Consider the following 25,154-nt stretch of genomic DNA (forward strand, 5'->3'; position numbering starts at 1 on the left):
GGATTCCCGAGTTTCGATCCGGCTGGACCTATTCCGCAAACACCTCTTCGCGCCCCCTTCGGATGTTGGGGACGATGGCAACGGCAAGCAGGATGAACGAGACCGCAAGAAGCCCGGCGCTGATCGGTTCCGTCACAAAGGTCGAAAGCGATCCACGCGACAGGATCAGGGCCCGGCGCAGGTTTTCCTCCATCAGCTTGCCGAGAACAAAGCCGAGCAGCATCGGCGCGGGTTCAAAACCGCAACGGATGAGAATGAAACCGGCAAGGCCGAACAGGCCGATGAAGAGAACATCGGTGACCTGCGCATTGATCGAATAGATGCCGATGCAGCAGAACACCAGGATGGCCGGAAACAGCAGGCGATAGGGAACCTGCAGCAGCTTCACCCAGAGACCCACCAGCGGCAGGTTGATGATCAGAAGCATCAGGTTGCCGATCCACATCGATGCGATCATGCCCCAGAACAGCGAGGGGTTGCCGGTCATGACCTGCGGGCCCGGAATGATGCCCTGGATCGTCATGGCACCGACCATCAGCGCCATCACGGCATTGGCGGGGATGCCAAGCGTCAGGAGCGGGATAAACGAGGTCTGCGCACCGGCATTATTGGCCGATTCCGGCCCGGCCACCGCCTCGATGGCACCCTTGCCAAAGCGGCTTGGATCATCGGCGAGCTTCTTTTCCATGGCATAGGAGGCAAAGGGCGCGAGAATTGCGCCGTTGCCGGGCAAAATGCCGAATGCGGACCCCAGCAGTGTGCCGCGCAGGATCGGCGCCAGCGACTGGCGCATTTCCTGACGGCTCGGCAGCAGGCGCCCGATGGTGGCGCGCACCAGGTCGCGGTCTTCCGGCTGTCCCAGATTGCGCAGGATCTCGGCAATGCCGAACACGCCCATGGCCAGCACGGCAAAATCGATACCGTCCCAGAGGAAGGGCTGGCCGAACGTCATGCGCTGGTCGCCAGTCTCGAGATCAGTTCCGACGGTAGAGAGCAGCAGACCGAGCATGATCATGGCAAGCGCCTTCACGATGGAGCCGCCGGCCAGCACCACGGCGAAGATCAGGCCCATTACCATCAGCGAGAAATATTCGGTCGGCCCGAACAGCAGGGCAGCCTTCGTAAGAGGCGCGCCGAGCGCCGCAATCAGCATCGTCGCAACGGTTCCTGCAAAGAAGGAGCCGATGGCGGCAATGCCGAGCGCGGCACCTGCGCGCCCACGCCGGGCCATGGCATGACCATCGAGAGCCGTGACGACGGAGGTTGCCTCCCCCGGGATGTTGACGAGGATCGCGGTGGTCGAACCGCCATATTGAGCGCCATAATAGATACCCGCCAGCATGATCAGCGCGCCTGTGGGATCAAGGCTGAAGGTGACGGGCAGCAGCATGGCAATTGTCGCCACCGGCCCGACGCCGGGCAGCACGCCGATCAGCGTTCCCACCAGACAGCCAACAAAGGCAAGCCCGAGATTTTGCAGGCCAAGAGCGACCGAAAAGCCAAGCGAGAGATTTGCAATCAGCGTGTCCATCAGTCTTTTTCCCTCGCATCGCCAACGTCAGATCGCGTGCTGCTGAAGAACAGCAGCGCCGCAACGGCCAGCATGGCGGCCGCCGATGCCCGCAACATCGCCTTTTGCGACCAACCGTCCGGGAAAAGCGCCATGATCGAATCCGGCAGCATGGGAATGGTGAGGTTCAGGAGATCCCCGAACAGGAGCATGCAGGCTGACGTCAGCGACAGCGCAAGGATCACCAGTTCACGCAGACGCGCGTCACGGGTGGCAAAGCCGCAGATGACGATCGAAAGAGGTGCTGCGACGATCAGACCGAAACCGGGAAGCGCGACCGATCCCAGCGAAAGCGGCCGGATGGTGGCGGCAAAGGTGACAATCGCCAGAATGATAAGAGCCGGACCGCGCAACGGCAGGCGTTCCAGCACCAGCCCGCGATGGAAAAAGGAGGAGGCCGCAACAAGCGCGCCCAGGATGCCAAGCCCGACGGCGAGCACCCGCGGCATCAGGGCCGAGCCCATGGCCGTCAGCGAGCCGGCATCGAGATCGCGGAGCAACCACAACGCAAGCGCTGCGATTGCCACCAGGCTCAGGCCGCCCACAAGGTTTTGCGACACGCGCACCGGGCTATCCGGTGCGGCGCTGCCGGGCTTATTGTCACGCTCGCGCATGGAGCCTCCTCCCTTCCCGGTTGCAGATCAGTTCGGCTCGATGCCGAGCGACTTGATCACCGTGCCGGTATAATCAAGCTGTGCAGCGAGAAACGCCTTTGCGCCCGATGGGCTGACAGGCTCGCCCTTGGCAAGCTCGAAGCCCAGCGTGGGCGCCCGTTCCTTGACGTCAGGCTCGCTCAGCGCCGTGGCAATCGCCTTGCTCATCGTATCCAGGATGTCGGAGGGCGTGCCGGCCGGCGCCATCACCATAAACCAGCCCTGCAGCTCGACGCTCTTCAGCGTCTCGGCAATGGCGGGCACATCGGGCAGCGTCGAGATCCGCTCGTTACCGGCGACCGCAATGGCGCGCAGCGAACCATCCTTGACGAAGGGCTCCACGACTGACGCGGACTGGATCGTGACGGGGGTGCGGCCGCTGATGCTGTCCTGCACGGCGTTCGAAATGGTGTTGTAGGGCACCAGCACCATCTTCGTGCCGGCCTGCTTGTTGATCGCCTGTGCGATGAGGCCGGAAATGTTGCGGGGGCCGTCAACGGCAATACTGAGCGAACCGGGATCTGCCTTTGCCAGCGCGATCAGTTCGGAGAGATTGTTGGCCTTGACGTCAGGGTTGACGAGCAGGAGATGGTGGCTTTTAGCGACCATGGCAACCGGCACGAAATCCTTCACCGGATCATAGGACAGGTTCTTGATCGTATAAGGATTGGTGACGAGCGCAGCCGAGGTGGCGAAGACGAAGGTATAGCCATCATTGGCCGCGCGGGCCGCCGATTGCATGCCCACGACATTGGCCGCGCCCGGACGATTTTCCACGATGAACTGCTGGCCAAGCGCCCGTGAAAGCTTGTCTGCAATGATGCGGCACAGCACGTCCGGGCTGTTGCCGGCTGCCTGCGGAACAATCACGGTCACTGGTTTTTTCGGCCAGTCTGCCGCCGCTGCCGGTCCAAACGCGAGCAAGGCTCCCAAGCCCGCCAAAGTCACTCGTCTTGATAATTTCAGCATGTTTTCCTCCCGTTGAAATCAAGTGTCGTCTGCGCGCAGGCCTCACCCCTGCTCGTCGACGATCGGATTGCGCAAGATGCCGAGCCGGTCGATCTCGACTTCGACGATATCGCCCGGCTTCATCCAGAGCGGCGGCGTGCGCTTGGCGCCGACACCGCCCGGCGTGCCGGAGGCGATCACGTCGCCGGCTTCCAGCCGCGTGAAGCTCGAGCAGTATTCGATCTGGCGGGCGATATCGAAAATCATCTGGCCAAAGGTCGCGTCCTGCACCACCTCGCCGTTGAGGCGGGTCTGGATGCGCAGATCATCGAGCGGGCCAAGCTCGTCCGGCGTCATCATCCAAGGGCCGAAGGCACCCGTATCGGGAAAATTCTTGCCCGGCGTAAACTGATGCGTATGGCGCTGGAAATCGCGGATGCTGCCGTCATTGTAGCAGGCAAAACCGGCAACATGCTCGAGAGCGTTGGCGCGGGAAATATAGCGACCGGGCTTGCCGATGATCACCGCCAGCTCGCCTTCATAGTCCAGGTCGGTGGAAACCTTCGGCCGGATGATCGGCTTCAGGTGACCCGTCTGGCTGTTGGAATAACGTGCGAAAATGGTGGGGTTTTCCACCTCTGCCCGGCCGGTTTCCTTGCGGTGCATCTCGTAGTTCAGGCCGACGCAGAGGATTTTATCCGGGTTCGGAATGACCGGCAGCCACTCGATCTCGGAGAGCGGAAATGCGTCAGCGGCAATCGCAGCTCCTGCAACACCGGCAAGGCCTTCCGTGACGGCGGCCTTCAGGTCAGCATACTGGCCGGCCAGAACAGCGCCGGCATCACGAAAGGTTTCGCCGTCGATCACGCCCCAGGTGGTGCGGCCGGCAATCTTTACGGTGGACAGTCTCATGAGGGTTACTCCTTCAAATGGGATGAGCGGATCCGGTGCGTCTCAGACGAGACGCGCGCTAAGATTCTCAATCTGTTGGCGAAGAGCATCGAGGTCGGCAGCGGCACCAAAGACGTAATGATCCGGGCGCACGAGCGCGGCGATGGCGCCATGCCGCTCAAACCAGCCGGCGAGCACGCCATGTTTTTCGCGCAGCGCCGCATCATCGGCGACATCCGCGCCCTCGGGTGCGACGGCAAGAACCGTCAGCCCCTCGATGGTGGCCGCCAGTGCCTTGCCTTGCGCCAGTGTGATCCGGCGACCGTCCAGCACCAGCCGCCAGGTCGGGCCGGTATAGTGATCAAGCAGCCGGCTTTCGCCACTCTCCACAATGGCCGGCTGCGGGAAGAGCAGGCCGCGCGCCGGCGTACCTTGCGCGGCAATCAGCCCCACTTCGATTGGCGGCACGATATCCTGGCGGGTGATGACCAGCGGCTGCCCGCCGCCATCGGCAAGAATGCGGGCATCGCGGGCTTCAGCTGCGTCAGCGTCACGCTCGCAGATGGCCTGACCGATGGCCTTGATCCGGCCCGTCAGCGTCTCGACATGGCGCTTGCGCTCCTGCGTGTAGGTTGCCAGCAGGCTTTCATGCGACTGGCCCTTGAGGATCCGGTCAAGCCGCCAGATCAGGTTCGACACATCGCGCAATCCCTGGCACATGCCCTGACCGATAAAAGGCGGCTGCTGGTGGGCGGCGTCGCCGGCAATCACCACCCGGCCCTTGGTCCAGTCATCCGCCACCAGGGCGTGGAAGCGATAGGCGGCGGCGCGCCACAGTTCGCCATCGTCAGGTGCCAGCCATGGCGACAGAAGCCGCCAGACATTTTCCGGCAGGGCCATTTCCCGCGGATCTTCACCCGGCAGAAGCATGATTTCCCAGCGGCGATGGTTTTTCGGCCCCATGATGAAGCTCGCAGGACGGGCGGGATTGCAGAACTGCGCAGAGGTCTGGGGAAGCTTCGCCAATCCCTCGTCACGGACCAGCACGTCGATCACCAGCCACGGCTCATCGAACACCAGATCCTCCAGCGTGATGCCGGCAAGGTCGCGCACGCGGCTCGATGCCCCGTCACAGCCGATCAGGTAGCGGGCGGCAACCTTGCGGGTCTCGCCCGAGGCCTCCTTCAGCGTCGCAACGACCTCGTCCTTGCGGATATCGAGGTCGATCATCTCGACGCCGAGTGAAACGGTGACGCAATCGAAACTCTCGGCATGGGCGCGCAGCACCGCCTCAACCGGCGGCTGGGTGAAAACCATGCTTGGCGTGTAGCCGAGCGGATAAGGCTCCGGCACCATGTCGATGCGGCGGATAAGCTGGCCCTTGGCGCCAAAATGCTGCGAGGCGGTGAAGGGCGCGATATAGGGCATCACCTCATCGGCAATGCCCATATTGTCGAAGTGGCGCAGGATCTCGTGGTCGATCGCGATGGCGCGCGGTTTGTCATAGATGTCGGTCAGCCGATCCACGACCAGGGTGGAGTGGCCGCGCGCGCCCAGCATGCCGGCTGCAACGGCACCGGCGGGGCCGAAGCCGACCACCAGCACATCATAACGGTCTAGAATGGAAGTCTCGTTCGTCACGGATCAAGCCTCTGCGATGTGAAAGACGGCGGCCTCAGGCGCCGGAAAACCCGATGGAAATCTGCGCCTTCTTGCAGGCCTCGCTTTTGGGCGGCGCAATGCCCCAATGGTCTGTCCGGCCGGGCGGCCACACCCATTCGTCCGGCCCCTTCACGCGGTAGGTCTCATCCACCTGCAGAACTTCGGCCGTGTATTCGATGACGACCCCCATCGGATCGACGAAATAGGCAAACACGTTGTCGCCGGGGCCGTGGCGGCCGACACCCCAGCCGATCGGGAAACCTTGGTCGACAACGAGGCCGGAGCCGCGCATCACCGATTCCAGGTCCGGCATCAGGAAGGCGATGTGGTTTAGGCCGTGTGCGGCGGTATCGGCCAGCACGACGGCATGGTGATCGCTGTTGCAGCCAAGGAAGGCCATCATCTTCGACCTGTCCGTCAGGCGAAAGCCGAGCACCGTTCGGTAGAAGGCGGAGAGCGCGTCGATATCGGCGCTGTTGATGTTGACATGCGCCAGACGCAGCACCCGGTTCGGCACCATATTGGCGTGCCGGCGGCGGTCGCCATGCACGAATTCCAGAACCGAGCCCTGTGGCTCGCGGATGACGAACCGACGTCCGCCGGTCAGCGGATCGGCCGCACCAGGCTCGCGCAGCACCGTGCAGCCAAAGGCCACGGTCTTTTCATAAAGAGCGGCAAGATCGTCCGCCGAGCGGGCGCGGAAGGTGATCTTGCGCAGTTCCGAGCGATCGCTCTGCTTCAGTTCCAGCACATGGCAATCATCACCGGTCGCGGCCAGGAACACCTTGTCTCCGGCTTCAGCGACCTTTTCCAACCCCCAGACGCGGGTGTAAAAATCCACCGATGCCGCCAGATCCGGCGTTCCCAGTTCGACGCTGCGCAGGGCAGTCACCGGAAAATCGTTCATGTCCATCAAATCTCCTCCTCCAGTGCAAGGAAGGCCAGCGCGTTGCGGAACGTCAGCCGTTCGCGCTGGGCAGCGCCATCAAAAGCCTGTTCGATCCGGGCGATCGGCGCCTTCTCCCGGAAATTGAAAGGGTAGTCCGTGCCGAGCATCACCCGGTCCTCGCCGAAGACGGAGACGATGCGCTTCAGCATGTCCTCGTCGAAAACAAGAGCGTCCACGTAGAGCTTGCGCGCCTCAGCCACCGGCGTCTCCGCCAGGCTGTCGCGCACGGCCGGGAAGGCATGGTAGCCCTGTTCGAGACGTGGCAGCAGGGCTGCAAATGTTCCGCCACCGTGACTGAAGGCAATGCGCAGTCTGGGGAATTTCTGCAAAAGCCCGCCGGTGATGACGGAGGCGGCTGCCAGCCCCACATCGGTCGGATAGGCGAGGATCTGCTGCAGGGGAGCAGGGCCGACCAGCCGATCCATGCCAGTGGGGCGCACCGCATGCACAAAGATTGCAGCACCCAGCCGTTCGGCTTCCGCAAAGAAAGGATGGAAGTGCGGATCGCCAATAGTGGTGCCATTGATATTGCTGCCGATCTCGACGCCCCGAAACCCGGGCAAGGCCATGAGCCGCTGGAGTTCCACAATGGCGAGATCGATATCCTGCATGGGCAGGCCACCGAGGCCAACGAAACGCCCCTGCCCTTCCTGCACCATTTCGCCGATGACGTCGTTGACGTGACGGGCAAGATCGGCTGCCGCATGCGCTTCGATCCAGTAGCCGAAAAGCTCCGGCATGGGAGACAGCGCCTGAATGGCAAGGCCGGCGCGATCCATCTCCTCGATCCGCCGCTCGGCCACCCAGCAGGCATCGCTGACCGTGCGGTAGGGCTTGTCATCGATCACCACGGTTGCGTGGCAATCCTGAACCGCGGTTATCGCGGGCCAGCCGGCCAGCGGCTTTCCGCCCGGCGCCGGCGGAAAGCGCGACGGCACCACATGGCAATGAACGTCAATGCCGACGCAGCCGCAACCACTTCTGAAGCGCCCCGCCCTGTTCAAGCCCTCACCCATGCCCATCTCCTCCGATGGCCATTTGGTAATGTACAAACTTTCTTTCGTAAAGACATAATTTATAAATTTTGCTTTTCATCCTGCGGGTGTATATAAATCTCGGAGGAAAACGGTGGAGCCACATGAACATCGACGTGCCGACCAAAGGGGCCGACAGTCCCGCCACGCGGGCAACCAGCATCTATGAGCGTCTGAAATCCGATATCCTGTCGGCGGCGCTCGAGCCGGGCCGCAAGCTGCAACTGCGCTTCCTGATGGAACATTACGATGCGGGCCAGACGCCGCTGCGCGAGGCGCTGAACCGGTTGACGACCGAAGACCTGGTGATCGGCAAGGAGCAGCGCGGTTTCTTTGTCAAACCGATCAGCCTGGAGGAACTCGGGGAACTGACGAAGACGCGCTGCTGGGTCGAGGGGCTGGCCCTCAGGGAATCGATGGCCAATGCGAATGCCGCCTGGGAAGAGGCCCTGCTTGTGGCGCATCACCGGTTGGAGCGTGCGCCGCGCTCGCTCAATCCCGATCGTTTCGACAGCAATCCGGAATGGGAGCGCCTGCACCGGGCTTTTCACGCAAAGCTGATCGACGGCTGCGGATCACGTCCGCTGATCGGCTTTTGCGAACAGCTGGCAGACAGGCTGAACCGCTACCGGGCGCTCTCCAGCCGCAAGGCGTTCCGGGTCAGAAAAGTCAGCCAGGAACACGCCGACATCTTGAAGGCGGTGCTCGATCACGACACCGAAGAAGCGGTGCGCCTGCTGCAATGCCATTACGGTCAGACGGCAGACTTCATCCACGAGGATCTGGTCTCGTCGCAAGCCGGCAACATGGAGCAGCCAGCCGCATCTCTGGTTCCGCCAACTTCTTAAAAGCCCGAACGGGCCGAAAAGGCGCTCGCATGCGAACAGGTTCTTGAGTATTTTTGACAGTTCAACACCTAACGGTGTCTGAACTGAAGTCGGATCCTTTCTGGCCTTTTCTGACGTTGCGGCAAAGCTTGGACGCAAGGCGCCGCAGTTTCCCACCAAAGACATCTCTTGCGCAGGCGGATTAGCCAATCAAAGAACCGAAGCACAAACAGGCGTAAGGTCGAACATGTCATCCTATCTCTGCGCTGTCTGATGCATTGTCCCCTCAAATAATACTTGACTTCTTTCATCATGTATCATTTGGCTTCCGCTGGTTGCAGGCGCTTGCCGCACCAGAAGTTACGTGTAGTTTCCAGCATTTAAGCGTTCGGTCACGATATGGGCATGAAGGAAGATGATAGGCGATATCAGGCTTATCTCGCGCACCGCATCGATCTGATCAACTACGCGACGCCGATCCTCGGGTCCCGCGCGGATGCCGAGGATGTCGTGCAGGAGGCTTTTCTCAAATTCGTTCCTGAAGATGCGAACAATCCCGATAAACTGAAGCCCTATCTGCTGCGTATCGTGCGCAACCTGGCGCTCGATGTGCGCAAAAGGCGCCGATATGATCTGCGCGAGACGCCCGATGACACGCCCTTCTGGGGCCTGCCGCAGGACCATGGAAGTCCGGAAGACCATGCACTGTTGTGCGAGCAGATCCGTGGCGTGGAGGCGGTGTTGTCGCAGATGCCGGCCCGTACGCGCATTGCCTTGGAAATGCACCGTTTCGGCGGCTACCGGATGGAGGAAATTGCAAGCCATCTCGATATCTCGGTTCCAAGTGTACACAGGTTGATCAAGGCCGCGGTTGCGGAATTGGCCAACACAATGAAATGAGCGACCCGGGAATGCCCACAGCCGATGAAAAAAATCTTTGCGTCGATCGTCATTTAAAGGAGAACAAATGCCGGGGCGATGCAGCATGACGTACTGGAACAGGCTTGAGCCTCATGACTGTTGATTCTGACGGAAAGATCGAGGTTCCTTCGCAGGTCTTGGCGGAAGCGGCGGAGTGGCTGCTGCAACTGCAGGAAACGCCGCAGGATGAACGGGTGCGGGCAGGTTTCGAGGCCTGGCTGGCCGGTTCGGCAACCAACCGTCTGGCCTGGCAGCGCACGCAGCGCGCCTGGCAGGCTTTCGGCGAAACGCAACCGCAATATCGCGATCATTGGGAGCATGCTCCGCGCGCAGGCAGGCCGGCGGCTTCTGTGAAGCCAAAGGTGCGGCAGCGCTCCGCCTGGCGCTCGCGCGGCGGGCTGGCGGCGATGGCGGGCGCAGCCTTCTGTCTGTTCGTGGCTTTCCTGCCGACAATGCTTCTCCATCTGCGCGCCGACTACAGGACCGCGACCGCCGAAAGTCGCCTGGTGACCCTTTTGGACGGCAGTACGGTGCGGCTTGCGGCGTCAAGCGCGATCGCAACCGATTTTTCCCAGAACCGGCGCCAGGTTACCCTTCTGCAGGGACAGGCATTCTTTGAGGTTGTGCCGGACCGGGCGCGGCCGTTTACCGTCGATGCAAATGGTGTGACGGTCGAGGTTCTCGGCACCGCTTTCGACGTCGAGATCAACCAGAATCTGACAGCGGTCGCCCTGGAACACGGCAGTGTCCGGGCGTCTCTTGATGCCCTGCCCCCGGCCGCCTCCGAAACGCTTGTGCCGGGAGAACTGCTGGTGGTCGATGTCAGCGCAAGGACGATGCACAAGGAGAGCATCGCACCCGATGACATCGGCAGCTGGCGTAATGGCCGACTTTACGTTGTCAACAAGACGATCGGTTCGGTGATCGAGCAGATCCAGCGCTATCATCCGGCCTGGATCACCATTCCCGACCCGGCCCTTGCCCGCCAAACCGTCACTGGCTTTTACGACCTGCGCGCGCCGGACCGGGCGCTCGAGGCATTGGTGGAACCCTATGGCGGAAAGGTTCGCACGGTCTCTGATCTGGTCCGGATCATTACCCGCTTCTGACAGTACCTTTTGAAGGAAATTCCTTCGTGATTTCAATTCAGTAGAAGAAATCGCGAAAAAGCTGAAAAAAAATCGAACGACAATCGTCTCTTTGTTGAGTGGAAATATCAAGTATTCCACCACCGAAACCAGGAGAGACGAGAGAATGATGCCGTGTCGTGTTCGCAGGAGACATCAGCAAGGATGGCGCAGGGGCTGGACCTGCCGGACGGCATTGCTGGCCACATCAACTCTGGCTGTTTTGTTTGGTAACGTCCCGGTTTCGGCACAGACAGCATCGGCAACGACCGACTCGCAGCCGAAGTCGCAGGAAAAACGGTCTTTCAACATTACTGTTCAATCGCTGGCTGGCGCCATCAGCGCATTCGGTCGCCAATCAGGATTGCAGGTGACGCTGTCGTCCACCTCCTCGGGCAGCCTTCAGACGAAAGCCGTCATCGGCAGTTTTTCGCCAGCGGAAGCTCTGGCCCGGATGCTGGAGGGGACCGGTATCAGCTACCGCCTCTCCGCAAGTGGCACGGCAGCTTTCATCGGCGCACCGCAGCCAGCTGCAGGCACAATGGCCGATGACGGATCGATAACCCTCGATACAGTCCTCGTTACCGGCAAGGCGGGACGGAATGCCGCTGCCGGAACAGGCTACCAGGGCACGCCGGATTGGGTCTATCAGGAACCGGCCAGCGTCAGCGTCGTGTCGCGCCAGGCGATCCAGAACGCGTCGGCACGCAATGCCCGCGACCTGCTGGCAAACACCGCAGGCGTTCTGGTGTCTGGCGATAGCGGTCAGAACCAGGGGCTGAACGTCAATATTCGCGGTCTTCAGGACCAGAACCGCGTCGTCACGATGATCGACGGCGCGCGTCAGAATTTTCAACGCGCCGGCCATGGTTCCTCAGGTCTTACCTATGTCGATCCGGCCCTGATCCGATCGATCGAGGTTGAAAAAAACAGCACCTCGGGTGCGGGCGGTGCGGGCGCGCTGGCCGGTTCCGTCAACTTCAGGACGCTTGAGGCGGATGACCTGATCCGCGATGGCAAGCAATGGGGTGTCGAAACCGATCTGACGAGCGGCACCAACAAATATCATTTCTCCGGCTCCGGATCGGCCGCCGTGCGCCTGTCCGACGGTTTTGCCGTGGTCGGCGGCATCAGCCGCAAGAGACTGGGCGAATATGACATCGGCAAGAACGGTTCCGTCGGCGGGGACTGGGAAGACCTGGGGATGGACAAGCCGATCTTTACCGGATCGGAAACGACATCGGGTCTCCTGAAGGCGCAGATGCAGCCGACGGACGATACGACACTCGACCTCAGCTGGCTGCACTACCGCTCCAATTTCAGCCAGGGAACAGCCGACGCAACCACGTCAGGTGGTCGACGCGAAGACACCCAGGATGTCACCAACAACACGTTCGTCGCGGCATTCGGCTGGGATCCGGACAGCGAGCTCATCGACCTGAAGGCGAGGCTCTGGCTGAACCGTGTCGAGGACGAGGAATTCAGGCCAAAGAGAACAGACGGCGTGGACGACGCCAATGTCAACTACGGCATGAAGACGTTCGGCGGCAGCATCGAGAACACCAGCCGGTTTGCACTCCCCTTCGGGGACCTGTCTCTGAACTATGGCATGGAGGCCTTCCGCGATCTCGGCAAGACCACCGTGACCGGGGCAGCCATCGAAGCCGATCCGAACCAGGCCCTGTGGTACAGCGGCTCAAACCCCTCCGGGCGGCGGGACATGATCAGCGGTTTTGCCAACGCCACGCTGGAGCATGACAACTGGCTGACCCTCTCCGGCGGATTGCGATACGACTACTATCGCCTGACGGGGGCATCGACCGTTTTTCTGCAGCCTTATACGGAAACCGTATCGACAACGACCACGGTGCCCGGAACCTGCACGGCCATTCCAGCGTCAGTTCTTGCCTTTCGCACCGCCGGAGCAGCGCAGTGGACGACCTACGTCAATGCTCAGACAAGGATCGGAAATACCATCGTCGGCGATACTCTTTGCCGTCCTTCGAGAGATGTTGTTACCACTGAAGATGTCATCCGTTACCCGACGCAGGACGTTGACGTCGATATCTCCGACAGTGCCCTGCTTCCCACCGCAATGGTGGCGGTCAAGCCTTGGGATGGCGTCCAGATTTTCGGTAAATATGCCCAGGGTTTCCGGCCGCCGACGATCATGGAAGCGCTCCTCGGCGGTTCACATGTAGGGTCATACGGTCCGGCCAATGCACCCAATCCGGGCCTTGGTGCCGAAACCGCCGATACCTTTGAGCTTGGCGTCAATTTTTCGCAGGATGGCGTCTTTCAGACCGGTGACAGCTTCCGCGCCAAAGCCGTCGCCTTTTATCGCGAGGTCGATGATTACATCGCCCTCGGCACCATTAACCTTGGGGCAACGCAATACGCCTCCTACGTCAATCTCGACGGGACAACCCGGATGCGCGGCGTCGAACTGGAGGGCAATTACGACGCCGGCGGTTATTATCTCGGCGGTTCGTTCACCTATACGAACGCGGACTATGCCTCCAGCTACACCTTTAATGGCACCACATACAACACAGGGCAGTATGTCATCTTCGGCGTCCCCAAATTCCGCTTCACCGCGGATGCCGGGGTTCGGTTCCTGGAAGAAAAGCTGACGCTTGGCGCCAAGGTCACACATGTCGATGCGCAAGAGCAGGAGGTCGGCACCATGCAAAGCCTGCTGAGCGCCTATGCGACCGACAGCTACACGACCGTGGACATATACGGTTCCTACGCCTTCAACGAAAACACGAAGCTGCGCTTTGCCGTGAACAATGTCGCGGATGTCGCCTACCTGCCGGCCTTGGGGGCTGCGAGCTACCCGGCGCCTGGCCGCACTGCAACGCTTTCATTGAACATCAGGTTCTAGCAATTCCATCCGCTTGTCGGAGGGAGGGTGTCCATCATGGCGATGGACGACAACACAAGGAGAAACGAAATGGTTGCAAAGATCTACCAGTATGCCGGTGCTGAAGACATCAAGGCATACCTGACGGCCTGGACGGCACTCGATCCGCTATCCGGTCACGGTGATTTTTATCCGGCTTCGACCCCTTATTCGCAATGGACGGGTGGCGATGAAGGCGGAAGCCGGCCGGTCGAATCCGTCCTGCTGGACGGATCGTTCAACTATCCCGCGAATGGTGGCTTCTCCGGCACCGTCGATACGCTGACCTTCGGCGAAGGCCTGTCGGGTGGCGGCAGCACCCCGTACAGCATTGATACCGTCGAACTCCTCATCGATCTCGGCGGGGCGACGCCGAATACCACCTTCAACTACGCCATCTATCAGCTGATGGGCACTGCGGGCACGGCATCTGCTGCGAGCCTCTACAGCTATCTCGGCGGTGTCGGCACCGAACAATATGGCACGAGCGGCAATGACAAGCAGTACAGCTTTGCCGGCAACGACCAGTTCACCGGTTATGCGGGCAATGACACGTTCGTCTTCACGGACAATTGGGCGACCGACGTTGTAACCGACTTCGGCACGAGCGCCGGAAATACCGATGTTCTCGACTTTACCGCAGTCACAGCCATCAGCGATGTGGATGACCTCGTCTACAGTTACAGCAATTGGGGGGATAGCAGCAGCGTCCTCACCATCACCGTCGGCACGAACGTTCTGACCCTCACCGGCTATGTCGGCTCGGACATCGTTGATCTGCAGGCCAATGGCCAGTTGCTGGCCTGAGATATAAACATGACGAACCCCTCAACGGTTCGGACGCCGTCGCAGCTTCGTGCTGCGGCGGTTGTCTTGCCCCTTCGGCGAACCATTCTCGGCATTGCCCTGATCAGCGGCGTGGTCAACGTGCTGGCGCTGACCAGTCCTCTGTTCATGTTGCAGGTCTATGACCGCGTGCTTTCCAGCGGCAGCGTTCCGACGCTGCTCGGTCTCGCTGTGCTTGCGGCGGGGCTTTATGCTTTCCAGGCCCTTCTGGACATCATCCGTTCGCGCGTGCTGCTGCGGATCGGCGAACGGTTCGACCTGCAGATGTCGGGACGGGTTCATGACGCCGTGGTGCGCCTTCCGCTTCTGACACGCATGCCAGGTGACGGCCTGCAGCCGCTGCGCGATCTCGACAATGTGCGCGGCTTCCTGTCCGGTCAGGGGCCGACTGCCCTGTTCGACCTGCCCTGGATGCCGCTCTATCTCGGCCTCTGCTTTCTGTTCCATGTGTGGATCGGCATGACAGCGCTTGTCGGCGCCATCGTTCTGGTGTCGCTGACGGCGCTCACCAATGTGTTGTCGCAAAAGCCGATCCGCGACACCATTGCCTCAAACATGGTGCGCAATGGCCTGATGGAAGCCGGTCGCCGGAATGCGGAAGTGGTGCAGGCCATGGGGCTCGGCCGCCGCATCGGAGCGCGCTGGAGCAAGGCCAATGCCGATTATCTTGCCGCCAACCGCAAGGCCGGCGATGTCGCCGGCGGCCTTGGCGGGATTTCGAAGGCGCTGCGTGTGATGCTGCAATCGGCCATTCTCGGTGTCGGTGCCTGGCTGGTCATCGAACAGGAAGTGTCGGGCGGCGTGATGATCGCCAGTTCGATCATGATGGGCCGGGCACTCGCTCCCGTCGATCTGGCCATTGCCAGCTGGAAACCCTACCTGATGGCGCGCCAGAGCTGGGAGCGGCTGACCGACCTGCTTGGAAAACTGCCGCCGGAAACACCTGTCACGGCGCTGCCAAAACCGGAACACGAACTGCGCGCTCAATCCATCGCAATCGCGCCGCCGGGAGAGCGCAAGCCGACCGTGATGGGACTGGACTTTGCCGTGCCGGCCGGCAGCGCGCTTGGCATCATCGGCGCCTCCGGATCCGGGAAATCGACATTGTCTCGCGTTCTCGTCGGCGCGTGGTCGCCAATTGCCGGCAAGGTGCGGCTCGACGGGGCAAGCTTCGAGCAGTGGGACCGACAAGCGCTTGGCCAGCACATCGGTTATCTGCCCCAGGGGGTCGAACTGTTCGATGGAACCATTGCCGAGAATATTTCGCGCTTCGATGACGATCCCGATCCGCAGGCGATCGTGGCAGCTGCAAGAACCGCCGGTGCCCACGAGCTGATCCTGCGCTTCGAAAAGGGCTACGACACGCCGATCGGAGAGGCGGGCTCCGCGCTGTCGGCGGGCCAGCGCCAGCGCATTGGGCTTGCCCGTGCGCTCTATCGCGATCCGTTCCTGGTCGTGCTGGACGAGCCGAACGCCAATCTCGACGCCGAAGGCGAGGCTGCCGTGGTAAGCGCCATTGCGTCCGTCCGCTCGCGCCGGGGCATCGCCATCGTGGTGGCCCATCGGCCAAGTGCCATCGGGGTCGTGGATCTCGTGCTCGTGATGGAAAACGGGCGGCAGAAGGCATTTGGACCCCGCGACGAGGTGCTGACCAAAGTGCTGAAGGCAGCGCCGGCCTTATCGCCGACCGGCCGCAAGGGTTTTGCTGTCACGGGGCACGGATTGACACCGCTGCGCGTCGTCGCCGAACCCGCGCGACGGGCAGACGATCTCGAAGTGAGCCATGCGACGGAGGAGCCGGATGGGAAGCATTGAAACTGTGTCGCGCTCCATCCGCCGCCACCTGGCGATCGGGCTTTTCGCCAGCGTTGCGCTGGTCGCAGGCGTCGGCGGCTGGGCGGCGGCAACCAACCTTGCCGGCGCGGTTGTCGCGTCCGGGCATTTGGTGGTGGACAGCTATGTCAAGAAGCTCCAGCACCCGACCGGCGGCGTGGTGGGCGAAATCCGGGTGCGCGAAGGCGACAGGGTGAATGCCGGCGAGGTCGTGATGCGCCTCGATGCCACTCAGACACGCTCAAGCCTTGCCATTGTCACCAAGCGGCTGGACGAGCTTGCCGCACGCCTTGCACGGCTGGAGGCCGAGCGTGACGATCTCGACGGGATCACTTATCCTGATTGGCTGCTGGCCCGGCGTGACAGTCCCGATGTGACGTCCGCCATCCACAGCGAAACGCGGCTTTTCGAGTTCCGCAAGCAGTCCCGCGAGGGCAAAAAAGCCCAGCTTGCCGAACGCATTGCCCAATACGAATACGAGATCGAAGGGCTGAAGGCGCAGGAGACCGCCTATGCCAATGGCTTAAAGGTTCTGGAAGAGGAGATCGTGTCGCAACAGGGCCTGCACGAGCAGGGGATCGTTTCCGTCCAGCGTCTCAACAGTCTGAAGACCCAGGCGGCCACCTATGGCGGCGAGCGCGGCGAGAAGATTGCCTATCAGGCGCAGGCGCGCGGAAAGATCACCGAAACGCGGCTCCAGATCCTGTCCATCGACCAGGACCTCAAAACCGAGGTCGGACGCGAGCTTCGCGAGGTGCAGGCTCAGTTTGGCGAATATGTCGAGCGGAAGGTGGCGGCCGAAGACGAACTGAAGCGCGTCGACATCATTGCGCCGCAAACGGGCGTGGTACACCAACTCGCCGTGCATACGGTCGGAGGCGTCGTCAATCCCGCCGATGCCATCATGCTGATCGTACCTGAAGGTGACGACCTGGCGCTTGAGGTCCAGATCGCGCCACGCGACATCGACCAGATCCAGCCCGGCCAGCAGGCAGTGCTGCGTCTTTCGGCCTTCAACCAGCGCACCACGCCGGAACTGAACGGCCATGTCAGCCGCATCGCAGCCGACCTGACGAGCGACGAGCGGACCGGCGCCTCCTATTATCTCGTCCGCCTGTCGGTCCCCGAAGAGGAACTGGCGAAACTGAAGGACCTGACGCTGGTGCCGGGCATGCCGGCCGAAGCCATGATCAGGACCGGGGAGCGCACGGCACTCTCCTATCTCGTCAAGCCGCTCTCGGACCAGATCAACCGTGCATTTCGCGAGGAATGAGTGCTCGTGAAACATTGGGGTGTTCAAGACAGGATCGACATGCCGCTGACCGAACGGCAGAGCAAAAGGAGGCGGGCGCACAAGGCGCCTGAAGACAGAAGTGGGTCGCAAAAACCTGCCGAGATCGTCTCCCGGCTGGGTGGCGACATCCTGACGAGCCTCCTCTCCGGATGCCGGGATGGTCCCAGTTAATCCTTCACCATGCTGGCTTCCGAATGCAGCCATTGTTCGAAAAGCCGCATCGATTCACTTGGCAAAATGTTGGCCGGCTTGGTGAACCAGTAGCCATGGTCACTGCGGTAACCCAAGCCTCCAGGATTGACGAGGCGGCCGGCAGCAAGCTCATCGACGATCAGACCTTGCGGGATCAACGCCATGCCCTGCCCTGCAAGGGCCGCGCGGATCACCATCGTGTAATAGCCGAAACGCATGGTGTGGCGCACGTCCAGCCCGTGCAGTCCATTCGCCTGCACGAGGAACGGCCAATGGAACGGCGTCTGCGGATGCTCCAGCATCACACCCCGCGCTGCAGCTTCCACCGTCGCGGGATTTCCCAGTTTTTCCCAGTAGGAGGCCGCGCTGACCAGCCGAATGTCATTGCCGAAAAGATAGGTGCCTTCCTCGTCCGGGGCCGGGGCCACCAGAAAACGCACATTTCCATCGGGGATTTCGGTCTGTGTCTTCGACACGAAAGTCGTGAACTGCACCTCGATTTCAGGATGAGCCTCGGTGAACTGAACGAAGCGCGGCAAAAGCCAGCGATCGCCGAAAATCGGCGGCACCTGAAGACGAAGGACACGCGGGCCCGGCTTGAGGCGGGCGACCTTCAGGGCTGCATCTTCCATGGCCTTGATCGCCGTGCGGGCATGTTCGATGTAGATCGCGCCCAGTTCGGTTGGAACCATGCCGTTCGGCGTGCGCTGGAAAGCCGGGCCGCCGATCAGGTCTTCCAACCCGATCAACTGTTTGCTCACAGCACTCTGCGATAGCGCAAGCGGCTCTGCCGCAGCACTCGTCGACCCGCGTTCGCCCACAGCCAGCAGAACCTGCAGCGCCGTCATGGATGGAAATTGCTTGCGGCCAGACATTCTCACTTCGCCCGTTCAGTCGTTTTCAGACTAACCGTCCATGGCGCTGCTCGCTAGTCGTTTTCGGCATACCCCAATGAATTAACTTCGCTTGCCCAGTTTAGTGGCGCATGGGAGCGTTGCCTCAATATTAAACAAAAGGGAATAATCATGTCGGAGCCGACCCAGCTCTGGGGTGGACGCTTCAAGTCCGGCCCCTCGGAGGCACTTGCCAATCTTTCGCGCGCACACCCCTCTTTCTTCCGGCTTTACCGGGAAGATCTCGCCGGTTCGCGGGCTCATGCCTCCGAACTGAAGCGCGCAGGCGTCCTCGACGAGGCCGAATTTACGACGATCCGGGAAACGCTCGACCACATCGAGGTTGATGTGGAGACCGGACGCGAAAAGCCCATCGCCGCCGACGAGGATATTCACACCTTTCTTGAACGCCTGCTGATGCAGCGGCTCGGTGTGCTGGGTGGCAAGCTGCGTGCCGGGCGCTCGCGCAACGACCAGACCTCCAACAACACCCGCCTTTATCTGCGCCGCATGGCGCGGGAACTGTCGCGCGGCATTGTCGAGATCGAACTGGCGCTCGTCTCGCAGGCCTCACGGCATTGCGAAACGGTGATGCCGGGTTTCACGCATCTGCAGCCAGCACAACCGATCGTCCTTGGACATCACCTCATGGCCCATGCGCAAAGCCTGCTGCGCGACCTGGAGCGTTTTGAGGATTTCGACCGTCGTTTCGACCGTTCGCCTTTGGGTGCGGCAGCCCTTGCCGGTTCCGGCATCGCCTGCCGTCCGGACCTGTCGGCCCTGGAACTCGGCTATAGCGCAGCCTGCGAAAACTCCATCGATGCGGTGTCGGCGCGCGATCATGTCGCCGAATTCCTGTTCATCTGCTCGCTTGTGACGATCAGCCTGTCACGCCTTGCAGAAGAGATCTGCACCTGGAGTTCCAAGCAGTTCAGCTGGGTGCGGTTGCATGATTCCTATTCGACCGGCTCCTCCATCATGCCGCAGAAGAAAAACCCTGACATTGCCGAGCTGACCCGTGGCATGACCGGCACGCTCATCGGCAACATCGCCGGTTTCCTTGCAACAATGAAGGCGATGCCGCTCGCCTATAACCGCGACCTTGCCGAAGACAAGCGGGCGCTGTTTGAAAGCATCGACATTCTCGAACTCATCCTTCCGGCCTTTGCCGGCATGGTCGAGACCCTGGAATTTGATGTGGCCAAGCTGCGCGAGGAAGCGCCGAAGGGCTTTACGCTTGCAACCGAAGTGGCGGACTGGCTGGTTTCGCAGAATGTGCCGTTTGCGCAGGCCCACGAGATCACCGGCGCCGTGGTGCGCTATTGCGAAGAGCGCGGCCATGATCTGGCAGGCCTTGTCGAGGAAGACCTGCCCCGCATCGATGCACGCCTGACGCGCGGCGTTCTCGACGCAATCACGCTGGAAGGCGCGCTTGCCAGCCGCACCGGCTTTGGCTCGACCTCGCCGGCAAGAGTGCGCGAACAGATCGAGCGTTTCACCGGCGCGCTGGAAGCCAAAAAAGCCTTTGCGGGAAGCACGCTAAACCTGCCCGGCAGAGTGTCCGCGTCCGAGACCGCGCGAGGCGTCCGATGACCACATCCGCGCCTCAGCCCGCCTCCAGCGATCAGACATACGAAATCGCCCATCTGACGCTCGTTCCCAAACGCCATATCGGGCGCATGGTGGCCGCGGCCCTGGTTCTGGCCGCTCTCGCCGCCCTTGTGCGCGCCTTCAGCGTCGGCCAGATCGAGTGGTCTTACGTCCGCGACTTCCTCTTTGCACCGGCGATCCTGCAGGGGTTGCAGAGCACGCTGGTGATGACAGTGGCGGCCATGTCGCTCGGCATCGTGCTGGGTGTGGTCATCGCGCTGATGCGCGTATCGGGCAATCCGGTGCTGTCCTCCATCGCCGTCGGTTATGTCTGGATCTTCCGCGGCGCGCCGGCACTCCTGCAATTGATGATCTGGTTCAACCTGGCGCTGATTTTCCCAACCATGGGCATTCCGGGCCTGTTCGAGTTCCGCACCGTCGACATCATGACGCCGTTTGTCGCGGCCATGCTCGGCCTTGGCATTTCCCAGGGCGCCTATACGTCCGAAGTCGTGCGCAGCGGTCTTCTGTCGGTGGATAGCGGGCAGTATGAGGCGGCCCGCTCCATCGGGATGACGCAGATGTTGATGCTGCGCCGCATCGTGCTGCCACAGGCCATGCGCGTCATGGTTCCGCCGATTGGCAACGAGGTGATCGGCATGGTCAAGCTCACCTCGCTTGCCAGCGTCATCCAGTATTCGGAAATCCTGCACAATGCGCAGATCATCTACTTTGCCAACACCCGGGTGCTGGAACTGCTGCTGGTCGCCAGCTTCTGGTATCTCGCGGTCGTCTCCGTCCTCTCGGTCGTCCAGCATTATATCGAGCAGTATTTCGGCCGCGGCAGCAAAGCCGTCAGCGCATCGATGTGAGGGGATGAGATGAGCAAGGAAATCGTTGTAAAGGCCGTGGACGTTACCAAGCTCTTCGGCACGTTCAAGGCACTCGACAAGGTCAGCCTCGACATCGCCAAGGGGGAAGTCTGCTGCATCATCGGCCCGTCCGGATCCGGAAAAAGCACTTTTCTGCGCTGCATCAACCAGCTGGAAAAGATGAATTCCGGCGCGATCTGGGTGAACGACGAACTGGTGGGTTATCGCCGCGAAGGCAATAACCTGCATGAAATCGGCGATGCGGAAATGTCGCGGCAGCGCCGCCGCATCGGCATGGTTTTCCAGCGGTTCAACCTGTTTCCGCACAAGACCGCGCTGGAAAACATCATGGAAGGGCCGATCCAGGTTCTGCGCGAACCGGCAAGCGATGTGCGCAAGCGGGCGCAGGATCTGCTGGTGCGCGTCGGTCTCGGCGACAAGGGCGGGCATTATCCCTCGCAACTGTCCGGCGGCCAGCAGCAACGCGTCGCCATCGCGCGCGCCATGTGCATGCGCCCCGATCTGATCCTGTTTGATGAACCGACTTCGGCGCTTGATCCGGAACTCGTTTCAGAGGTCCTGGAGGTGATGAAGGATCTGGCCGCCAGCGGCATGACCATGATCGTGGTGACCCACGAACTGGGTTTTGCCCGCAGCGTCGCCAACACCGTCGCCTTCATGGAAGCGGGCAAAATGGTCGAGGTCGGCCCGGCATCTGAGGTTCTCGGCATACCCAAAAGCCCACGCACGGCAGAGTTCATCAAAGCCGTTCACGTCTGATGTCGAACGGAACGGCCGAAACCGCCTTACGTCACACCCAATCCGCCAATCCAACCAGATTCCAACAAGGGGAACTTGCATGAAAACAGCTCTTATCACGCTCGCCGCAATTGTTGCCGCCACGGCGGTACAGGCCGAAGGCCTGCCGGACCGCATCAAGTCCGCCGGCAAGGTTATCGTCGCCAACCAGCCCAACTACCCACCGATGGAATACAAGGACCCGGCCACCAACACGCTGATGGGGGTTGATATCGATCTTGGCGTAACGCTTGCCAAGCAGCTGGGCACGACCGTCGAATGGGCGGATATCGGCTTCGAGCAGATGATCTCCTCTCTCCAGACGGGCCGCGTCGACCTCATCCATAGCGGCATGAGCGATCTTCCCAAGCGTCGCGACACCCTCGATTTCGTCGATTACATGAAATCCGGCGCGCAGTTCTACACCTCCGCAGCCCGCAAGGAGGAGTTCAAGACCCCGGCCGATTTCTGCGGCAAGACGGTGGGCATGAGCCGCCGCACGTCCTTCCCGGATGAAACGGCAAAGTGGAGCGCGGCCAATTGCGAGGCCAAGGGTCTTGCCGCCATCAAGGTGGTGGGCACGGAAGGTTCGGCCGACGCGCGCGCCCAGCTGAAGCAGGGCCGCCTCGATGGCGCCGTGCAGGGTTCCGAAACGCTGCCCTACCTGATGACGCTTGAGAAGGATACCTATGCCATCGTCGGCGAACCGATCACGGCCGTCTACCAGGGCATTGCCTTCTCCAAGAAGGACCCGGAATTGCGCGACGCCTATGCCGCGGCGCTGAAAGCCATCATGGCTTCCGGCGAATACAAGGCGGTTTTTGCAAAACACGGTCTGGAAGGCACGATGCTGGACGGCATCTACATCAACGGCGAAGCCGTGAAGTAATCCGGGAAATCCCGCAACGACAATCCCGGGCGCAGCTGACCTGCGCCCGGGCTTTCTCCCGCAGTTGCGCTGCGGGCAGCCTGATTTCCCAAGGACATAGCATGAACCGTCTTCTTGCCGACGCGCCGATCGACAGGCTTGCGCGTTTCGTCTCGGCGCTCGATTATGACGCCATTCCCGAAGCCGCCGTCGCAAAGGCGAAAATCCACATCGCAGATACGTTGGGTGCGGCCATCGCCGGTGCCCGTTCCGTCGAATTTTGCTTGACGCTTAAGGCGATGCAGCCCGTGGGCGCCACGCGGCTCTGGGGCGCCGGTCTTTCCGGCTCGCCGCGCGATGCAGCGCTGATCAATGGCGTTGCAGCCCACGCCTTCGAACTGGACGATTCCGGCGGCTGCGACCATTCGGGCGCGGTGATCATGCCGGCCGTGTTTTCGGCACTGCAGGAGACCGGCGCACCGGTGAGCGGGAGGCGGATGATCGCCGCCGTTGTTGCAGGTTACGATGCCGGGCGCCGCATCCTTGAGGCAACGGGCGGTTATGATGCGCATAACAGTCTGGGCTGGCATTCGACCGGCACCTGCGGCACCTTTGCCGCAGCCGCCGCCGTTGCCAACCTGCTCGGCCTTAATGCCGCAGCGACCCGCGATGCCATGACGCTGGCGACAAGTTTTTCCTCCGGCCTCTGGGCCTTCATCCATGATGGCTCGCAGGCAAAGAAGCTGCATGCCGGCCGCGCCGCGGAAGGTGGCCTGCTGGCAGCACGTCTGGCGGCCCAAGGTTATGCCGGCCCATCCCGCGTTTTCGACGAGGTCTGGGGCGGCTTCTTTACGTCATTCAACAAATCCGCATGCCAGCCTCAGCTTCTGTCGGAAGGGCTGGGCGAGGTCTGGAAGGTCAACCGGGCGGTTCTGAAACCCTATGCCTCCTGCCGCGGTGCCCATTCCGCCGTCGATGCGCTGGAGGACCTGCTTGCCGAAACCGGCCGCGCGCCTGAAGACATCGCCCGCATCGGCCTTCGGATGAGCGGCATGCTCGCCGACATGTGCGGCGCAAAGGCAGCGGGCGCCATGGCGCCAACCCAGATGAGCCTGCCATTTGCGCTTGCCGCCCGGTGTGTCTTCGGCACCGCCGGCCTTCAGGCCTATACCGAGGAGCGGCGCAGCCATCCGGCTGTCAAAACGATGATGGAGCGGATCGACATTGCCGTTGATGCATCGATGGATGCCATGGCCGAGCCAATGGTGACCCTGACCTTCAGCGACGGCCTGGTTGTCGAGCGGATGGTGCCGCGCGCCACGGGCTCCGCCGAGCGGCCGATGTCGCCGCTTGCCGTTGCGGCAAAATTCCGCGAGCTTGCCGCCATGAGCATGGCCGAAGACCAGGCGGAAACGCTCTGGCAAAGGCTCGGCCACCTTGAGGAGGTCGGCGACTGCACCGAGATCGAGGCGCTGATGGCCGGCCACGCCGATACGCTTCCCACTTACCGCTGAAAGGCACCGTCATGACGTTTGATCTCACACCGCGCGCCCTCAATCCGGCCGCGAAGGCGCCGCAGATGGTCTGGCCGAACGGCGCGAAAAGCGCGCTGTTCATCGGCTTCGACGTCGACGCCGAAACCGCCTGGATCGGCAACAATCCCTCCAATGTCGACCGCATGGTCACCACTTCGCATGGCGGTTATGACGCGCGCGTCGGCATTGCCCGCATCCTTGGCCTGATGGACGAGCTTGGTCTGAAGGCGACCTTTTTCACGCCCGGCTGGACGGCGCTGGCGCACCGCGCCGAATGCGAGGCCATGGTGGCAGCCGGCCACGAGATCGGCCATCACGGCTACCTGCACAAGCTGCCGGACCGGACAAAGCTGGATGAAGCCATGGAGGAAATCGACCGGGGTTTCGAGGCGCTGCAATCGGCGCTAGGCGTGCGCCCGGTCGGTTACCGCGCACCATCGGGCGAGAATTTCCCGGAACTTCTGGCCTATCTCAAAAAATCCGGTATCCGCTATTCCAGCTCCTTCCGCGATGACATCCTGCCCTACCGGCATGGGCCAAGCGATGGCGTGCCCGGTCCGGTCGAGATCCCGGTCAACTATGCCTTCGACGACTGGAACTTTGGCATGACAAGTCGCACCAGCCCGCGCGCGATCTTCGGGCGCGATATGATCCTGCCGCTCTGGATCGACGAATTCGAGGCGACCCATGCCTGGGGTGGGGTGACGACGCTTGTGCTGCATCCGCAGGTGTCCGGCCGGCCGATGCGCTGGCATCTGCTGCGCGACTTCCTGAAACATGTGCTTGCCCGGGGCGATGTGTGGATCGCCACCGGACGAGAAATCACCGACCACTTCGAGGTGCAGGAAACGGCAGGCCTGTCGATCTGAACGACTGGCGGAGGACGAGCCGACCCCTTCCGGATGCCGCAACGGCACCCGAGGGGACCATTTCCCGCGTAAAACCT

At 61.7% G+C, this 25,154-nt stretch carries 21 protein-coding genes; 13 read left to right on the plus strand and 8 right to left on the minus strand.

From position 1 onward, the window contains the following. Nucleotides 1-28: 28 nt before the first annotated feature. From AC4CWF_RS21860 to AC4CWF_RS21890, 7 genes are all read right to left on the minus strand, one after another. Nucleotides 29-1,531 carry a tripartite tricarboxylate transporter permease gene (locus tag AC4CWF_RS21860; protein ID WP_491287591.1) on the minus strand — a complete coding sequence of 501 codons (1,503 nt, stop codon included), beginning with the start codon at nt 1,529-1,531 and terminating at the stop codon, nt 29-31. Continuing rightward, nucleotides 1,531-2,184: a tripartite tricarboxylate transporter TctB family protein gene (locus tag AC4CWF_RS21865; protein WP_491287592.1), complete on the minus strand. Its 654-nt coding sequence runs from the start codon at nt 2,182-2,184 to the stop codon at nt 1,531-1,533. The genes AC4CWF_RS21860 and AC4CWF_RS21865 overlap by 1 nt, the downstream gene beginning before the upstream one ends. 27 nt (nt 2,185-2,211) lie before the next feature. Next, on the minus strand, nt 2,212-3,099 hold the full coding sequence (locus AC4CWF_RS21870; protein WP_491287593.1) for a Bug family tripartite tricarboxylate transporter substrate binding protein: 888 nt from the start codon (nt 3,097-3,099) through the stop codon (nt 2,212-2,214). A 135-nt stretch (nt 3,100-3,234) separates the two neighbouring features. After that, nucleotides 3,235-4,083 carry a fumarylacetoacetate hydrolase family protein gene (locus AC4CWF_RS21875; protein WP_491287596.1) on the minus strand — a complete coding sequence of 283 codons (849 nt, stop codon included), beginning with the start codon at nt 4,081-4,083 and terminating at the stop codon, nt 3,235-3,237. A 42-nt stretch (nt 4,084-4,125) separates the two neighbouring features. Further along, nucleotides 4,126-5,703 carry a bifunctional 3-(3-hydroxy-phenyl)propionate/3-hydroxycinnamic acid hydroxylase gene (locus AC4CWF_RS21880; protein ID WP_491287598.1) on the minus strand — a complete coding sequence of 526 codons (1,578 nt, stop codon included), beginning with the start codon at nt 5,701-5,703 and terminating at the stop codon, nt 4,126-4,128. Between the two features lie 34 nt (nt 5,704-5,737). Continuing rightward, the gene (locus AC4CWF_RS21885; protein ID WP_491287751.1) at nt 5,738-6,631 is read right to left on the minus strand and encodes a VOC family protein; all 894 of its coding nucleotides are present in this window, start codon (nt 6,629-6,631) and stop codon (nt 5,738-5,740) included. Between the two features lie 5 nt (nt 6,632-6,636). After that, the gene (locus AC4CWF_RS21890) at nt 6,637-7,689 is read right to left on the minus strand and encodes an amidohydrolase family protein (RefSeq protein ID WP_491287599.1); all 1,053 of its coding nucleotides are present in this window, start codon (nt 7,687-7,689) and stop codon (nt 6,637-6,639) included. A gap of 122 nt (nt 7,690-7,811) precedes the next feature. Here AC4CWF_RS21890 and AC4CWF_RS21895 point away from each other — a divergent pair, with 122 nt between their 5' ends. The 7 genes from AC4CWF_RS21895 to AC4CWF_RS21925 all read left to right on the plus strand — a co-directional run bounded on the left by AC4CWF_RS21895 (nt 7,812) and on the right by AC4CWF_RS21925 (nt 17,439). After that, the gene (locus AC4CWF_RS21895; RefSeq protein ID WP_491287601.1) at nt 7,812-8,555 is read left to right on the plus strand and encodes a GntR family transcriptional regulator; all 744 of its coding nucleotides are present in this window, start codon (nt 7,812-7,814) and stop codon (nt 8,553-8,555) included. 378 nt (nt 8,556-8,933) lie between these two features. After that, nucleotides 8,934-9,434: an RNA polymerase sigma factor gene (locus AC4CWF_RS21900; RefSeq protein WP_491287603.1), complete on the plus strand. Its 501-nt coding sequence runs from the start codon at nt 8,934-8,936 to the stop codon at nt 9,432-9,434. Nucleotides 9,435-9,547: 113 nt separating this feature from the next. Continuing rightward, nucleotides 9,548-10,564: a FecR family protein gene (locus AC4CWF_RS21905; protein WP_491287605.1), complete on the plus strand. Its 1,017-nt coding sequence runs from the start codon at nt 9,548-9,550 to the stop codon at nt 10,562-10,564. A 388-nt stretch (nt 10,565-10,952) separates the two neighbouring features. After that, nucleotides 10,953-13,469: a TonB-dependent receptor gene (locus AC4CWF_RS21910; protein WP_491287607.1), complete on the plus strand. Its 2,517-nt coding sequence runs from the start codon at nt 10,953-10,955 to the stop codon at nt 13,467-13,469. A 69-nt stretch (nt 13,470-13,538) separates the two neighbouring features. Continuing rightward, nucleotides 13,539-14,294, plus strand: coding sequence for a hemolysin (locus AC4CWF_RS21915; protein ID WP_491287608.1), 756 nt, complete (start codon nt 13,539-13,541; stop codon nt 14,292-14,294). A gap of 9 nt (nt 14,295-14,303) precedes the next feature. Continuing rightward, the gene (locus tag AC4CWF_RS21920; RefSeq protein ID WP_491287610.1) at nt 14,304-16,148 is read left to right on the plus strand and encodes a type I secretion system permease/ATPase; all 1,845 of its coding nucleotides are present in this window, start codon (nt 14,304-14,306) and stop codon (nt 16,146-16,148) included. After that, complete coding sequence (locus AC4CWF_RS21925) at nt 16,135-17,439, plus strand: HlyD family type I secretion periplasmic adaptor subunit (RefSeq protein WP_491287611.1); 1,305 nt, start codon at nt 16,135-16,137, stop codon at nt 17,437-17,439. The genes AC4CWF_RS21920 and AC4CWF_RS21925 overlap by 14 nt, the downstream gene beginning before the upstream one ends. 188 nt (nt 17,440-17,627) lie before the next feature. Here AC4CWF_RS21925 and AC4CWF_RS21930 read toward each other — a convergent pair whose 3' ends face one another. After that, on the minus strand, nt 17,628-18,527 hold the full coding sequence (locus AC4CWF_RS21930; RefSeq protein ID WP_491287612.1) for a LysR family transcriptional regulator: 900 nt from the start codon (nt 18,525-18,527) through the stop codon (nt 17,628-17,630). A 150-nt stretch (nt 18,528-18,677) separates the two neighbouring features. Between AC4CWF_RS21930 and argH the strand changes: the two genes are divergently transcribed. The 6 genes from argH (at nt 18,678) to AC4CWF_RS21960 (ending at nt 25,077) form a co-directional block, all read left to right on the plus strand. Next, a complete protein-coding gene (argH, locus tag AC4CWF_RS21935) occupies nt 18,678-20,138 on the plus strand; it encodes an argininosuccinate lyase (protein ID WP_491287614.1) in 1,461 nt (486 codons plus the stop codon). Further along, entirely contained in the window at nt 20,135-21,007 is an 873-nt protein-coding gene (locus AC4CWF_RS21940) for an amino acid ABC transporter permease (RefSeq protein ID WP_491287616.1), read from the plus strand. Before argH ends, AC4CWF_RS21940 begins: the two co-directional genes overlap by 4 nt. A gap of 9 nt (nt 21,008-21,016) precedes the next feature. Beyond that, nucleotides 21,017-21,787 carry an amino acid ABC transporter ATP-binding protein gene (locus tag AC4CWF_RS21945; RefSeq protein WP_491287618.1) on the plus strand — a complete coding sequence of 257 codons (771 nt, stop codon included), beginning with the start codon at nt 21,017-21,019 and terminating at the stop codon, nt 21,785-21,787. A 79-nt stretch (nt 21,788-21,866) separates the two neighbouring features. After that, nucleotides 21,867-22,694, plus strand: coding sequence for an ABC transporter substrate-binding protein (locus AC4CWF_RS21950; RefSeq protein WP_491287620.1), 828 nt, complete (start codon nt 21,867-21,869; stop codon nt 22,692-22,694). A gap of 101 nt (nt 22,695-22,795) precedes the next feature. Continuing rightward, complete coding sequence (locus AC4CWF_RS21955) at nt 22,796-24,187, plus strand: MmgE/PrpD family protein (RefSeq protein ID WP_491287621.1); 1,392 nt, start codon at nt 22,796-22,798, stop codon at nt 24,185-24,187. Between the two features lie 11 nt (nt 24,188-24,198). Further along, a complete protein-coding gene (locus AC4CWF_RS21960; protein WP_491287622.1) occupies nt 24,199-25,077 on the plus strand; it encodes a polysaccharide deacetylase family protein in 879 nt (292 codons plus the stop codon). Nucleotides 25,078-25,154 lie beyond the last annotated feature (77 nt).

It is taken from the genome of Neorhizobium sp. PAMB6630, assembly GCF_058242775.1.